The sequence below is a fragment of the Escherichia sp. Marseille-Q3837 genome (genome assembly GCF_916618735.1).
Taxonomy (GTDB): domain Bacteria; phylum Pseudomonadota; class Gammaproteobacteria; order Enterobacterales; family Enterobacteriaceae; genus Escherichia; species Escherichia ruysiae.
The window spans coordinates 592013-606072 of record NZ_CAKAKC010000001.1; the positions used below are offsets into that span (position 1 = coordinate 592013).

Annotated in this window: 15 protein-coding genes; 11 read left to right on the forward strand and 4 right to left on the reverse strand. The window is 54.6% G+C overall.

Annotated features, from left to right (window positions below; all coding sequences use genetic code 11):
• Window positions 1–16: 16 nt before the first annotated feature.
• Window positions 17–2215 (forward strand): Zn(II)/Cd(II)/Pb(II) translocating P-type ATPase ZntA, encoded by a 2199-nt coding sequence (zntA, locus tag LG381_RS02870; RefSeq protein ID WP_222680863.1) that lies wholly within the window; start codon window positions 17–19, stop codon window positions 2213–2215.
• Window positions 2216–2321: 106 nt separating this feature from the next.
• Here zntA and tusA read toward each other — a convergent pair whose 3' ends face one another.
• Window positions 2322–2567, reverse strand: coding sequence for a sulfurtransferase TusA (gene tusA / locus LG381_RS02875; RefSeq protein ID WP_000130621.1), 246 nt, complete (start codon window positions 2565–2567; stop codon window positions 2322–2324).
• A gap of 221 nt (window positions 2568–2788) precedes the next feature.
• On the opposite strand from tusA, the gene LG381_RS02880 reads away from it, so the two are divergent.
• Together LG381_RS02880 and dcrB are read left to right on the forward strand one after the other, a co-directional pair.
• Window positions 2789–3454 carry a 7-cyano-7-deazaguanine/7-aminomethyl-7-deazaguanine transporter gene (locus tag LG381_RS02880; protein WP_000991083.1) on the forward strand — a complete coding sequence of 222 codons (666 nt, stop codon included), beginning with the start codon at window positions 2789–2791 and terminating at the stop codon, window positions 3452–3454.
• A gap of 73 nt (window positions 3455–3527) precedes the next feature.
• A complete protein-coding gene (gene dcrB / locus LG381_RS02885) occupies window positions 3528–4085 on the forward strand; it encodes a phage sensitivity protein DcrB (RefSeq protein WP_001245286.1) in 558 nt (185 codons plus the stop codon).
• A gap of 3 nt (window positions 4086–4088) precedes the next feature.
• Here the strand turns inward: dcrB and LG381_RS02890 are convergent, their stop codons facing one another.
• Window positions 4089–5339 carry an MFS transporter gene (locus LG381_RS02890; RefSeq protein ID WP_123058185.1) on the reverse strand — a complete coding sequence of 417 codons (1251 nt, stop codon included), beginning with the start codon at window positions 5337–5339 and terminating at the stop codon, window positions 4089–4091.
• 98 nt (window positions 5340–5437) lie between these two features.
• Here LG381_RS02890 and LG381_RS02895 point away from each other — a divergent pair, with 98 nt between their 5' ends.
• The 8 genes from LG381_RS02895 to nikR all read left to right on the forward strand — a co-directional run bounded on the left by LG381_RS02895 (window position 5438) and on the right by nikR (window position 13241).
• Window positions 5438–6487 carry an AI-2E family transporter gene (locus tag LG381_RS02895; protein ID WP_105290292.1) on the forward strand — a complete coding sequence of 350 codons (1050 nt, stop codon included), beginning with the start codon at window positions 5438–5440 and terminating at the stop codon, window positions 6485–6487.
• Window positions 6488–6541: 54 nt separating this feature from the next.
• Entirely contained in the window at window positions 6542–7129 is a 588-nt protein-coding gene (acpT, locus tag LG381_RS02900) for a 4'-phosphopantetheinyl transferase AcpT (protein WP_222680865.1), read from the forward strand.
• Between the two features lie 789 nt (window positions 7130–7918).
• Window positions 7919–9493 carry a nickel ABC transporter substrate-binding protein gene (nikA, locus tag LG381_RS02905; protein ID WP_225762000.1) on the forward strand — a complete coding sequence of 525 codons (1575 nt, stop codon included), beginning with the start codon at window positions 7919–7921 and terminating at the stop codon, window positions 9491–9493.
• A complete protein-coding gene (gene nikB / locus LG381_RS02910) occupies window positions 9493–10437 on the forward strand; it encodes a nickel ABC transporter permease subunit NikB (protein WP_000947068.1) in 945 nt (314 codons plus the stop codon). Before nikA ends, nikB begins: the two co-directional genes overlap by 1 nt.
• Window positions 10434–11267, forward strand: a complete 834-nt coding sequence (gene nikC, locus LG381_RS02915) for a nickel ABC transporter permease subunit NikC (protein WP_023308430.1) — start codon at window positions 10434–10436, stop codon at window positions 11265–11267. Before nikB ends, nikC begins: the two co-directional genes overlap by 4 nt.
• Window positions 11267–12031, forward strand: coding sequence for a nickel import ATP-binding protein NikD (gene nikD / locus LG381_RS02920; protein WP_225762001.1), 765 nt, complete (start codon window positions 11267–11269; stop codon window positions 12029–12031). Before nikC ends, nikD begins: the two co-directional genes overlap by 1 nt.
• Window positions 12028–12834 (forward strand): nickel import ATP-binding protein NikE, encoded by an 807-nt coding sequence (nikE, locus tag LG381_RS02925; protein ID WP_225762002.1) that lies wholly within the window; start codon window positions 12028–12030, stop codon window positions 12832–12834. The genes nikD and nikE overlap by 4 nt, the downstream gene beginning before the upstream one ends.
• 5 nt (window positions 12835–12839) lie before the next feature.
• Window positions 12840–13241 carry a nickel-responsive transcriptional regulator NikR gene (gene nikR / locus LG381_RS02930; protein WP_001190062.1) on the forward strand — a complete coding sequence of 134 codons (402 nt, stop codon included), beginning with the start codon at window positions 12840–12842 and terminating at the stop codon, window positions 13239–13241.
• Window positions 13242–13360: 119 nt separating this feature from the next.
• Here nikR and LG381_RS02935 read toward each other — a convergent pair whose 3' ends face one another.
• Together LG381_RS02935 and LG381_RS02940 are read right to left on the reverse strand one after the other, a co-directional pair.
• Entirely contained in the window at window positions 13361–13720 is a 360-nt protein-coding gene (locus LG381_RS02935) for a type II toxin-antitoxin system HicB family antitoxin (RefSeq protein WP_000593555.1), read from the reverse strand.
• The gene (locus tag LG381_RS02940) at window positions 13717–13992 is read right to left on the reverse strand and encodes a type II toxin-antitoxin system HicA family toxin (RefSeq protein ID WP_001260301.1); all 276 of its coding nucleotides are present in this window, start codon (window positions 13990–13992) and stop codon (window positions 13717–13719) included. Before LG381_RS02940 ends, LG381_RS02935 begins: the two co-directional genes overlap by 4 nt.
• Window positions 13993–14060 lie beyond the last annotated feature (68 nt).

Here is a 14060-nt window from a genome sequence, read left to right on the forward strand (position 1 = left end):
TTAACCGGAGGATGCCATGTCGACTCCCGACAATCACGGCAAAAAAGTCCCTCAATTTGCCGCGTTCAAACCGCTAACCCCGGCACAGAATGCCAACGACTGTTGCTGCGACGGCGCATGTTCCAGCACGCCAACACTCTCTGAAAACGTCTCCGGCACCCGCTATAGCTGGAAAGTCAGCGGCATGGACTGTGCCGCCTGCGCACGCAAAGTGGAAAATGCCGTGCGCCAGCTTGCAGGTGTGAATCAGGTGCAGGTGTTGTTCGCCACCGAAAAACTGGTGGTGGATGCCGACAATGACATCCGTGCGCAAGTTGAATCGGCGGTGCAAAAAGCAGGCTATTCCCTGCGCGATGAACAGGCCACCGACGAACCACAAGAATCACGCCTGAAAGAGAATCTGCCGCTGATTACGCTTATTGTGATGATGGTAATCAGTTGGGGGCTGGAGCAATTTAATCATCCGTTCGGTCAACTGGCGTTTATCGCGACCACGCTGGTTGGTCTGTACCCGATTGCTCGTCAGGCATTACGGCTGATCAAATCCGGCAGCTACTTCGCCATTGAAACCTTAATGAGCGTAGCCGCCATTGGCGCGCTGTTTATTGGCGCAACGGCAGAAGCTGCGATGGTGTTGCTGCTGTTTTTGATCGGCGAACGACTGGAAGGCTGGGCCGCCAGCCGCGCACGTCAAGGGGTCAGCGCGTTAATGGCGCTGAAGCCAGAAACCGCCACGCGCCTGCGTAACGGTGAGCGGGAAGAAGTGGCGATCAATAGCCTGCGCCCTGGCGATGTGATTGAAGTTGCGGCAGGTGGGCGTTTGCCTGCCGACGGTAAACTGCTCTCACCGTTTGCCAGTTTTGATGAAAGCGCCCTGACCGGCGAATCCATTCCGGTGGAGCGCGCAACGGGCGATAAAGTTCCTGCAGGCGCCACCAGCGTAGACCGTCTGGTGACGCTGGAAGTGCTGTCAGAACCGGGTGCCAGCGCCATTGACCGCATTCTGAAGCTGATCGAAGAGGCTGAAGAACGCCGCGCACCCATTGAGCGATTTATCGACCGTTTTAGCCGTATCTATACGCCCGCGATTATGGCCGTCGCTCTGCTGGTGACGCTGGTGCCACCGCTGCTATTTGCCGCAAGCTGGCAGGAGTGGATTTATAAAGGCCTGACGCTGCTGCTGATTGGTTGCCCGTGTGCGTTAGTTATCTCCACGCCTGCGGCGATTACCTCCGGACTGGCAGCAGCGGCACGTCGTGGAGCGTTAATTAAAGGTGGTGCGGCGCTGGAGCAGTTAGGTCGTGTCACCCAGGTCGCATTTGATAAAACCGGTACGCTGACCGTCGGTAAACCGCGCGTTACTGCGATTCATCCGGCAACGGGCGTTAGCGAATCTGAACTGCTGGCGCTGGCGGCGGCGGTCGAGCAAGGCGCAACGCATCCACTGGCGCAAGCCATCATTCGTGAAGCACAGGTTGCTGCACTCGCCATTCCCGCCGCCCAGTCACAGCGGGCGCTGGTCGGCTCTGGCATTGAAGCACTGGTTAACGGTGAGCGCGTGTTGATATGCGCTGCCGGGAAACATCCAGCCGAGGCATTTGCCGGTTTGATTAACGAACTGGAAAGCGCCGGGCAAACGGTAGTGCTGGTAGTGCGTAACGATGACGTGCTGGGTGTCATTGCATTGCAGGATACCCTGCGCGCCGATGCTGCAACTGCCATCAGTGAACTGAACGCGCTGGGCGTCAAAGGGGTGATCCTCACCGGCGATAATCCACGCGCAGCGGCGGCAATTGCCGGGGAGTTGGGGCTGGAGTTTAAAGCGGGCCTATTGCCGGAAGATAAAGTCAAAGCGGTGACCGAGCTGAACCAACACGCGCCGCTGGCGATGGTCGGTGACGGTATTAACGACGCGCCAGCAATGAAAGCAGCAGCTATTGGGATTGCAATGGGCAGTGGCACAGACGTGGCGCTGGAAACCGCCGACGCAGCATTAACCCATAACCACCTGCGCGGCCTGGTGCAAATGATTGAACTGGCACGCGCCACTCACGCTAATATCCGCCAGAACATCACCATTGCGCTGGGGCTGAAAGGGATCTTCCTTGTCACCACGCTTTTAGGAATAACCGGCCTGTGGCTGGCTGTGCTGGCAGATACGGGAGCAACGGTGCTGGTGACGGCGAATGCGTTAAGATTGTTGCGCAGAAAGTAATGGGGACAGCCTGCAAACCGATCGCAAAATTGGACGCGATCGATCCCCTCGCTCCTCTGGGGAGAGGGTGAGGGGAAAAGGCGGCATCGAAGCCAATCTTCCCCCATTAACCGCCTTTACGAATCAAATAACGATAAGGCAGTCCATCCGTCTCTTTGGCGACCAGTTCATGTTCCATAAAGGTACAAAACCCAGGAATATCGCGGGTCGTGGCCGGATCATCGGCAATAATCAGCAACGTTTCGCCTGGCTGCATATTGCGCACCGTTTTGCGCACCATCATCACCGGTTCCGGGCAGCGCAGGCCAAGTGCGTCGAGTGTGTGGTCAGGGCTGGAAAAGAGATCGGTCATTTTCTTCTCATCACATAAAAAAACGGCGCTAGTTTACGCCCTGTGAGTCCGTTAGCAAACCAGGTTAACGATTGCGTGAAAATTAACCATTGCATTGTCAAGCCAAAGCAGTATCATGCGGCGGCTCGAAAAAAGGGTAAGCACGTTATTATCTCACTATAAAATAACGTGTCGTACGTATTGGGTTCCCTCACCCCAATGGCTAATCAAAAAGGTACAATATGAACGCTTTCTCACAAACTCAACGCTATAAGGCGTTGTTCTGGTTATCGTTATTTCACCTGTTGGTGATCACCTCCAGTAACTATCTGGTACAGCTTCCGGTCTCTATTTTCGGTTTTCATACCACCTGGGGCGCGTTTAGCTTTCCGTTTATTTTTCTTGCTACCGACCTGACCGTGCGTATTTTTGGCGCACCGCTGGCTCGTCGCATCATCTTTGCGGTGATGATCCCCGCGTTGCTGATCTCCTACGTCATCTCATCACTGTTTTATATGGGTTCATGGCAGGGATTCGGCGTTCTCGCCCACTTCAACCTGTTTGTCGCCCGTATCGCTACCGCCAGCTTTATGGCCTACGCGCTGGGGCAGATCCTCGACGTGCACGTTTTTAACCGCCTGCGTCAGAGTCATCGCTGGTGGCTGGCTCCGACGGCTTCCACACTGTTTGGTAACGTCAGCGATACGCTGGCTTTCTTCTTCATTGCTTTCTGGCGCAGCCCGGATGCTTTTATGGCCGAGCACTGGATGGAAATCGCGCTGGTTGATTACTGTTTCAAAGTGTTAATCAGCATCGTTTTCTTCCTGCCAATGTATGGCGTATTACTCAATATGCTATTGAAAAGACTGGCAGATAAGTCCGAAATCAACGCTTTGCAGGCCAGTTAAAGGTTCGTTATCAGAGTTGTGATAAGATGGATGAATGAGCCGTTATGGCCGTTTATCGATAAGGAAGAAGTCAATGCGCAATCTGGTTAAATATGTCGGAATTGGCCTGCTGGTTATGGGGCTTGCGGCCTGTGATGATAAAGACACTAACGCTACGGCGGAAGGCACTGTCGCGGAAAGTAACGCTGCCGCAAATCCCGTCAACCTGCTTGATGGCAAGCTAAGTTTCTCGCTGCCAGCAGATATGACCGACCAGAGCGGTAAGCTGGGAACGCAAGCCAATAACATGCACGTCTGGTCCGACGCCACCGGGCAGAAAGCAGTCATCGTCATCATGGGCGATGACCCGAAAGAAGATCTGGCTGTGCTGGCGAAGCGTCTGGAAGATCAGCAACGTAGCCGCGATCCGCAACTGCAAGTGGTGACCAACAAATCTATTGAGCTGAAAGGTCACAAAATGCAGCAGTTAGACAGCATTATCTCCGCGAAAGGCCAGACGGCGTACTCTTCCGTCATTCTGGGTAACGTGGGTAATCAACTGCTGACCATGCAAATCACGCTGCCTGCTGACGATCAGCAAAAAGCGCAGACCACCGCAGAAAACATCATTAATACGCTGGTTATTCAGTAAGTTTTAAGATGATGAGACGGTCTCAGGAACGTGTTCCGGAGGCCGTTTTTTTAATCGCCACGTCAGCAATAACGCGATTGCTACCAACCCCGCCGCAGCCAGATAAATCACCGGCACGCCAGCCCAACTCATTACCAGCCCTGCCAGCGGCCCGGTCACACCCAGCGATAAATCCATAAAAACGGTATAGGTTGCCAGCGCCGCCCCCTGATTCTGCTGCGGCACCGCTTTTACCGCCACCACGCCCAGTGCCGGGAACACCAGCGAAAAACCCGCCCCCGCCAGTAAGACGCCGATTTTCGCCATCCACGGTACGGTGGCTACGCCAACCAATAGCAAGCCGATTATCTCAACGCTAAAGCAGATCATCGCCACGTTTAAGCCGCCGATACGATTAATGCCGTTAGGGAATAACAGTCGCGTACCGACAAACGCACAACTAAACAGCGTCAACGCGAAAGCCGCACCGTCCCAGCCCTTAGCATCATAAAACAGTGTGATAAAGGTGGCGATGACGCCAAATCCGGCAGAAGCCAGTGCCAGCGCCATGCCGTACAGCCAGACGCGCCCAAGCACCGCGCGAAACGGCAGTGGCTTGCCTTTGCTGGCTTTCACCGACGGACGCGGGATCGCCAACAAAATAGCCACCAGCGCCACGGCCATAATGATTAATGCCAGCGTCTGCAACCCGCCCCAGTGATAAAACAGCACGCCCAACGGCGCGCCCATCGCCATCGCCCCGTAAGTGACAATGCCGTTCCACGAAATTACCCGCCCGATATGCAGCGAGCCAACCACGCCAACGCCCCACAGTGTCGATCCGGTTCCGGCAAAACTTTGCCCAATGCCGAGGATCACGCGCCCCAGGCAAAGTAATAACAGGCTGATGACGGGCAGGCTGGCGGTTAATCCTGCTGTCAGATACCCCAGCCCGCTCAAAAAGCAGCCGCACAACCCGAAGACGACTATCTTTTTGGGTCCCAGCAAATCGGCGTAACGCCCGGCATGTGGACGACTCAGCAAAGTAGCGAAATATTGCAGGCTGATAACTAAACCCGCCCAGAAGGCACTAAATCCCATCACATCATGGACATAGCCCGGCAATACGGCGAGCGGCAACCCGATGGTGAGATAGCTGGCGAAGTTAAACATGACAATGGAGACAATGCGCAGGTTAAGACGCAATCCGTTTAGCGCGGGTTCGGCAACGGGTTCGGGCATGAGGATCACCACATTTTTACAACAGTGTTTCATTTTTACCACGGGCTGGCGTGAAAATCAGCAGTAAGAATCAGAATATTGCTGGCGTGACTCCCGCTACACTTAATACAAAAAGTCACAAGGAAGCCCCAATGGAAACCCTTCAACCGGATAAAACAGGAATGCATATTCTGCTCAAGCTGGCCTCGCTGGTAGTGATTCTCGCCGGCATTCACGCAGCGGCAGATATCATTGTGCAACTGTTACTGGCGCTCTTTTTCGCCATTGTCCTCAATCCGCTGGTCACCTGGTTTATTCGTCGTGGAGTACAACGCCCCATTGCCATTACCATTGTGGTGGTGGTGATGCTGATAGCACTTACTGCGCTGGTCGGCGTACTGGCGGCATCGTTTAACGAATTTATCTCTATGCTGCCGAAGTTTAATAAGGAACTGACCCGTAAGCTGTTTAAATTACAAGAGATGTTACCGTTTCTTAATCTGCATATGTCGCCCGAACGAATGCTTCAGCGGATGGATTCGGAAAAAGTTGTCGCCTTCACCACTGCGCTGATGACCGGGCTTTCCGGCGCAATGGCGAGCGTGCTTCTGCTGGTGATGACCGTAGTTTTCATGCTGTTTGAAGTGCGCCACGTGCCTTACAAAATGCGTTTTGCGTTGAATAATCCACAGATTCACATCGCCGGACTACACCGCGCCTTAAAAGGTGTTTCGCACTATCTTGCATTGAAGACGCTGCTCAGTTTATGGACAGGCGTCATCGTCTGGCTGGGGTTGGCGCTAATGGGCGTACAGTTTGCGCTGATGTGGGCGGTACTGGCGTTTTTGCTCAACTACGTTCCCAATATTGGCGCGGTGATCTCCGCCGTACCGCCAATGATTCAGGTGTTGCTGTTTAATGGCGTTTACGAATGTATTCTGGTTGGCGCACTGTTTTTAGTTGTCCATATGGTCATCGGCAATATTTTAGAGCCACGGATGATGGGGCATCGACTGGGGATGTCCACCATGGTGGTGTTTCTGTCATTGTTGATCTGGGGATGGTTACTCGGTCCGGTGGGTATGCTGCTTTCGGTGCCATTAACCAGCGTCTGTAAAATCTGGATGGAAACCACCAAAGGCGGCAGCAAACTGGCGATTTTACTGGGACCGGGACGACCGAAAAGTCGGTTACCGGGATGAGGCGACAAGTGATACGATACGCACTTTCCTTTTCCATTAAACGTTGGCTCTGATATGTATCGGATAGTTCTGGGGAAAGTTTCGACCTTAAGCGCAGTTCCACTGCCACCGGCTTTACGCGATCAAGCACCGCAAGGTCCACGACGCGAACGCTGGCTGGCGGGACGTGCATTGCTTTCACACGTGCTTTCTCCGCTACCGGACATCATCTACGGTGAACAGGGCAAACCCGCATTCGCGCCGGAAACCCCGCTATGGTTCAACTTAAGTCATAGCGGTGACGATATCGCCCTGCTGTTGAGCGATGAAGGCGAAGTTGGCTGCGATATCGAAGTGATTCGCCCGCGCGCCAACTGGCACTGGCTGGCAAACACGGTGTTTAGCCTCGGGGAACATGCCGAAATGGACGCCGTGCATCCTGATCAGCAACTGGAAATGTTCTGGCGCATCTGGACACGCAAAGAAGCCATCGTTAAACAGCGTGGCGGCAGCGCCTGGCAAATCGTCAGCGTAGACAGCACCTATCAGTCCTCGCTGTCTGTCAGCCATTGTCAGCTTGAAAATTTAAGTCTGGCGATCTGCACCCCTACCCCCTTTACGCTCACCACCGACGCGGTGCAATGGGTCAATTCGCTTAACTGATCCGCCCACCCGACTGCCCATCTATTGATCCAGAACAGGTTATCAGTATGACGAATACTTAAAATCGTCATACTTGAAATCGATGACTCAACATGAGCGGGCGCAGTTTTCCCCGTTTTTAGGGAAGGTAGTGGGATTATCACCGTATTTTACCCTCACCCCAACCCTCTCCCTGAAAGGGAGAGGGGGCACACCGTGCAATGAGTGGCGATTGCAGTTGCAGTCACAAAAGCGCACGGACCATCCCCTCGCCCCTTTGGGTAGAGGAGGCACACCGTGCAATGATTGGCGATTGCAGTTGCAGCCACAAAAGCGTACGGCTCGTCCCCTCGCCCCTTCGGGTAGAGGGGGCACACCGTGCAATGAGTGGCGATTGCAGTTGCAGTCACAAAAGCGCACGCACCATCCCCTCGCCCCTCTGGGGAGAGGGGGCACACCGTGCAATGAGTGGCGATTGCAGTTGCAGTCACAAAAGCGCACGGATCGTCCCCTCGCCCTTCGGGTAGAGGAGGCACACCGTGCAATGATTGGCGATTGCAGTTGCAGCCACAAAAGCGCACGGACCATCCCCTCGCCCCTCTGGGGAGAGGGGGGCACACCGTGCAATGAGTGGCGATTGCAGTTGCAGTCACAAAAGCGCACGGACCATCCCCTCGCCCCTCTGGGGAGAGGGTTAGGGTGAGGGGAACAGGCCGCACCCAGGCCGCATATGCAGAGTCACTACCAGATTTCAACATAGCGAATCGTCGCCATACTTATTTCGCCAACTATTTATCCATTGGGGCTACTATGTTCTCCACACTCCGCCGCACTCTATTTACGCTGCTGGCTTGTGCGTCTTTTATCGTCCATGCCGCTGCGCCAGATGAAATCACCACCGCCTGGCCGGTGAATGTCGGGCCACTAAACCCGCACCTTTACACGCCTAACCAGATGTTCGCCCAGAGCATGGTTTATGAACCGCTGGTGAAATATCAGGCAGACGGTTCGGTGATCCCGTGGCTGGCAAAAAGCTGGACTCATTCAGAAGATGGTAAAACCTGGACCTTCACCCTGCGTGATGACGTGAAATTCTCCAACGGTGAACCGTTCGATGCAGAGGCGGCGGCAGAAAACTTCCGCGCAGTGCTCGATAACCGCCAACGTCACGCCTGGCTGGAGCTGGCAAACCAGATTGTTGATGTTAAAGCACTCAGTAAAACGGAGCTGCAAATCACCCTGAAAAGCGCCTACTATCCTTTCCTGCAAGAACTGGCTCTGCCCCGCCCTTTCCGCTTTATCGCCCCCTCGCAGTTTAAAAACCATGAAACCATGAACGGGATTAAAGCGCCAATTGGCACCGGGCCGTGGGTTTTGCAGGAATCGAAACTGAATCAGTACGATGTCTTCGTCCGTAATGAAAACTACTGGGGCGAAAAGCCGGCGATTAAAAAGATCACCTTTAACGTGATCCCGGATCCGACCACTCGCGCAGTAGCTTTCGAAACCGGTGATATCGACCTGCTGTACGGTAACGAAGGGTTATTACCGCTCGATACCTTCGCCCGCTTTAGCCAGAACCCGGCTTACCATACCCAACTGTCACAGCCGATCGAAACCGTGATGCTGGCGCTCAATACCGCCAAAGCCCCCACCAACGAGCTGGCAGTACGTGAAGCTCTTAATTACGCGGTAAACAAAAAATCGCTGATTGATAACGCGTTGTATGGCACCCAGCAGGTCGCCGACACCCTGTTTGCCCCTTCTGTGCCCTACGCCAACCTCGGTCTGAAACCGCGCCAGTACGATCCGCAGAAAGCGAAAGAGTTGCTGGAAAAAGCCGGTTGGACGCTGCCTGCGGGCAAAGACATCCGCGAGAAAAATGGTCAGCCGCTGCGCATTGAACTGTCGTTCATCGGCACCGATGCGTTAAGCAAATCGATGGCGGAAATCATTCAGGCTGATATGCGCCAGATTGGCGCAGATGTCTCGCTGATTGGCGAAGAAGAGAGCAGTATCTATGCTCGTCAGCGCGACGGTCGTTTTGGCATGATTTTCCACCGCACCTGGGGCGCGCCATACGATCCACACGCCTTCCTGAGTTCAATGCGCGTACCGTCGCACGCTGACTTCCAGGCACAGCAAGGTTTAGCCGACAAGCCGCTGATTGATAAAGAGATCGGCGAAGTGCTGGCGACCCATGATGAAACACAACGTCAGGCGCTGTATCGCGACATTCTGACCCGTCTGCATGACGAGGCGGTTTACCTGCCTATCAGCTACATCTCAATGATGGTGGTATCGAAACCGGAACTGGGCAACATCCCCTACGCGCCGATCGCCACCGAAATTCCGTTCGAACAGATTAAACCGGTGAAACCTTAATGTTGCGTTACGTATTACGCCGCTTTCTGCTGCTGATCCCGATGGTGCTCGCCGCCTCGGTGATCATTTTTCTGATGTTGCGCCTCGGCACCGGCGACCCGGCACTCGACTATTTGCGTTTATCTAACCTGCCGCCGACGCCGGAGATGCTGGCCTCTACCCGCACCATGCTGGGACTGGATCAGCCGCTGTACGTCCAGTACGGCACCTGGTTGTGGAAGGCGCTGCATCTTGACTTTGGTATCTCATTCGCCAGCCAACGCCCGGTGCTCGACGATATGCTGAACTTCCTGCCCGCCACGCTGGAACTTGCAGGAGCGGCGCTGGTGTTAATTCTGCTCACTTCCGTGCCGCTCGGCATCTGGGCGGCGCGCCATCGCGACCGCCTGCCGGATTTCGCAGTGCGTTTTATCGCGTTTCTTGGCGTGTCGATGCCTAACTTCTGGCTGGCGTTTTTACTGGTGATGGCGTTTTCGGTGTATCTGCAATGGCTACCCGCGATGGGTTACGGCGGCTGGCAGCACATCATTCTGCCGGCGGTTTCCATTGCCTTTATGTCACTGGCGATTAACGCGCGACTGCTGCGCGCCAGTATGCTGGACGTCGCAGGTCAGCGTCACGTCACCTGGGCGCGGCTACGCGGCCTGAACGACAAACAGACCGAACGCCGACATATTCTGCGTAATGCCTCGCTGCCGATGATCACCGCCGTGGGGATGCACATCGGCGAACTGATTGGCGGGACGATGATTATCGAAAACATCTTTGCCTGGCCGGGCGTCGGGCGCTATGCGGTGTCGGCGATTTTTAACCGTGACTATCCGGTGATTCAATGCTTTACGCTGATGATGGTGGTGGTTTTTGTGGTCTGTAATTTGATTGTTGATTTACTCAACGCCGCGCTGGACCCGCGTATTCGTCGTCATGAAGGAGCGCACGCGTGAACTTTTTCATCTCTTCCCGCTGGTCGGTACGCCTGGCGCTGATCATTATCGCCCTGCTGGCGCTGATTGCGCTCACCAGCCAGTGGTGGCTGCCGTATGACCCACAGGCGATTGATCTGCCGTCGCGCCTGCTCTCGCCGGATGCGCAGCACTGGCTGGGCACCGATCACTTAGGGCGTGATATTTTCTCGCGGCTGATGGCGGCGACCCGCGTGTCGCTCGGTTCGGTAATGGCCTGCCTGCTGCTGGTGCTGACATTAGGGCTGGTCATTGGCGGCAGCGCGGGGCTGATTGGCGGGCGCGTTGATCAGGCCACCATGCGCGTCGCGGATATGTTTATGACCTTCCCGACGTCGATTCTGTCATTCTTTATGGTCGGCGTGCTCGGCACCGGGCTGACCAACGTAATTATCGCCATCGCTCTGTCGCACTGGGCGTGGTATGCACGCATGGTGCGCAGCCTGGTGATTTCACTGCGCCAGCGCGAGTTTGTGCTGGCATCACGGCTTTCTGGCGCGGGCCATGTGCGGGTGTTTGTTGATCATCTGGCAGGTGCGGTGATCCCCTCGCTGCTGGTGCTGGCAACGCTGGATATCGGCCATATGATGCTGCACGTCGCGGGGATGTCCTTCCTCGGCCTCGGCGTGACCGCGCCGACCGCCGAATGGGGCGTGATGATTAACGACGCGCGCCAGTATATCTGGACCCAGCCGCTGCAAATGTTCTGGCCGGGGCTGGCGCTGTTTATCAGCGTGATGGCCTTTAACCTGGTGGGTGACGCACTGCGCGATCATCTGGACCCTCATCTGGTGACGGAGCACGCACACTAATGCCGCAACAGATTGAACTACGTAATATCGCGCTACAGGCCGCGCAGCCGCTGGTGCACGGCGTATCGTTAACCCTTAAACGCGGGCGTGTGCTGGCGTTAGTCGGTGGTAGCGGCAGCGGGAAATCACTGACCTGCGCCGCGACGCTGGGCATTCTGCCCGCAGGCGTTCGCCAGACGGCGGGAGAAATTTTAGCCGATGGCAAACCGGTTTCGCCTTGCGCCCTGCGCGGCATCAAAATTGCCACCATCATGCAGAACCCGCGCAGCGCCTTTAATCCGCTGCACACCATGCACACCCACGCGCGGGAAACCTGCCTGGCACTGGGAAAACCCGCCGATGACGCCACGCTTATCGCTGCCATAGAAGCGGTGGGGCTGGAAAACGCCACGCGTGTATTGAAGCTGTACCCGTTCGAGATGAGCGGCGGTATGTTGCAGCGCATGATGATTGCGATGGCGGTGCTGTGCGAATCACCGTTTATCATCGCCGATGAACCGACTACCGACCTTGATGTGGTAGCGCAGGCGCGCATCCTCGATCTGCTGGAGAGCATTATGCAAAAACAAGCGCCGGGAATGCTGCTGGTGACCCATGATATGGGCGTGGTGGCGCGTCTGGCAGATGACGTGGCGGTGATGTCACACGGTAAGATTGTCGAACAGGGCGATGTAGAAACGCTGTTTAACGCCCCCAAACATACGGTGACGCGCAGCCTGGTTTCCGCTCATCTCGCCCTCTACGGTATGGAGCTGGCATCATGACTTTACTTAACGTCTCCGACCTTTCCCATCACTATGCCCACGGTGGATTTAGCGGAAAACATCAACATCAGACGGTGCTGAATAACGTTTCCCTGACCCTGAAAAGCGGTGAAACCGTCGCCCTGCTGGGACGCAGCGGCTGCGGAAAAAGCACCCTCGCGCGGCTACTGGTAGGCTTAGAATTGCCCTCACAAGGGAATATTAGCTGGCGCGGCGAACCGCTGGCGAAACTCAATCGCGCCCAGCGTAAAGCGTTCCGCCGTGATATTCAGATGGTGTTTCAGGACTCCATCAGCGCCGTTAACCCACGCAAAACCGTGCGCGAGATCCTGCGAGAACCGATGCGCCACCTGCTATCGCTGAAAAAAGCCGAACAACTGGCGCGCGCCAGTGAAATGCTGAAGGCGGTAGATCTCGATGACAGCGTGCTCGACAAACGCCCACCGCAATTAAGCGGCGGTCAGCTCCAGCGCGTCTGCCTGGCGCGCGCGCTGGCGGTCGAACCGAAACTGCTGATTCTGGATGAAGCCGTTTCTAACCTTGATCTCGTGTTACAAGCGGGCGTCATTCGTCTACTGAAAAAGCTACAACAACAGTTTGGCACCGCCTGCCTGTTCATCACCCACGACTTACGCCTTGTAGAACGTTTCTGTCAGCGGGTGATGGTGATGGACAACGGACAAATCGTCGAAACCCAGGTGGTGGGAGAGAAATTAACTTTTTCCTCTGACGCCGGACGTGTGCTACAAAACGCGGTATTACCCGCATTCCCCGTGCGCCGTCGCGCCACTGAAAAGGTTTAACGCAAATGCAACGAGTCACCATCACGCTTGATGACGATTTACTGGAGACGCTGGACAGCCTGAGCCAGCGTCGTGGCTATAACAACCGTTCCGAAGCTATCCGCGATATTCTGCGCAGCGCCCTGGCGCAGGAGGCCACCCAGCAGCACGGCACACAAGGTTTCGCAGTGCTGTCGTATGTGTATGAACACGAAAAACGCGACTTAGCCAGCCGTATTGTTTCCACCCAGCATCATCACCACGACCTCTCGGTTGCTACTCTGCATGTGCACATCAACCACGACGACTGTCTGGAAATCGCCGTGCTGAAAGGTGACATGGGTGACGTGCAACATTTTGCCGATGACGTTATCGCCCAGCGCGGCGTGCGACACGGGCATTTACAGTGCTTGCCGAAGGAAGATTGAGTTATTTCTGAAACGCGGAAAGAAAAGATATTAACTGAACTTAATTTATAAAATTAAGTTCAGTTGCATAGATAGATCCTGTAAAGGCAGATGTTCTGCGTAATGAACGCCGCTAAAATTTATAAATGATTCAAACGCTCATTCAGCGTTTCAATAATATAGGTATTAACAGAGACTTGTTGCTGCGCAGCCGCATTATTAAGGCGTTCACTCAGCGATTCTGGATAGCGTAACGTAAAGGTCTTAATCTTTTCTGTACGCGCATAAGGCTCAATACCCGCAGCTTTACAATCCTCAAGATACTCTCGCAGGGAAAGCTCCCCCTCTTTTTGCAGCCCCTGAATGCTGTCAGAGACAAAATCACAATAACCTGACAAGCCCAGGAATTTGCCACGAAATGCATTCAGTTCTGGCACATAGGTAATTACAGCAGGTTGCCCGGCAATCTCCATAGAATTTGGCGTCTTCAGTTTGATCATGGTTTTACCCCTATACTTAGTAACCAGTCACGCACGCTTTCTACAGCGCCTTTATCGGTATCTGGCGACGGATGAGGCCGATGGAAACACGCAACGCTCATATTTAGTATGAACTTACAACGCGAGCCTCTTCCTTCCTTAATTTCTCCGCCTAATGCTTTAACCAGTGACTCTATATCAGACCACTTAATCCCTTGAGGAACAGGAGATTTAAATATTTGATCCAATGTATTTTTTTGTTTCTTCCGTAAAGCCTGTACCTGTGTTCTCATGGCATGTCCTTATGACTTCACTTTATGACATCAATAGTATGACATCACAATATGAAGTCAAGTTTCCC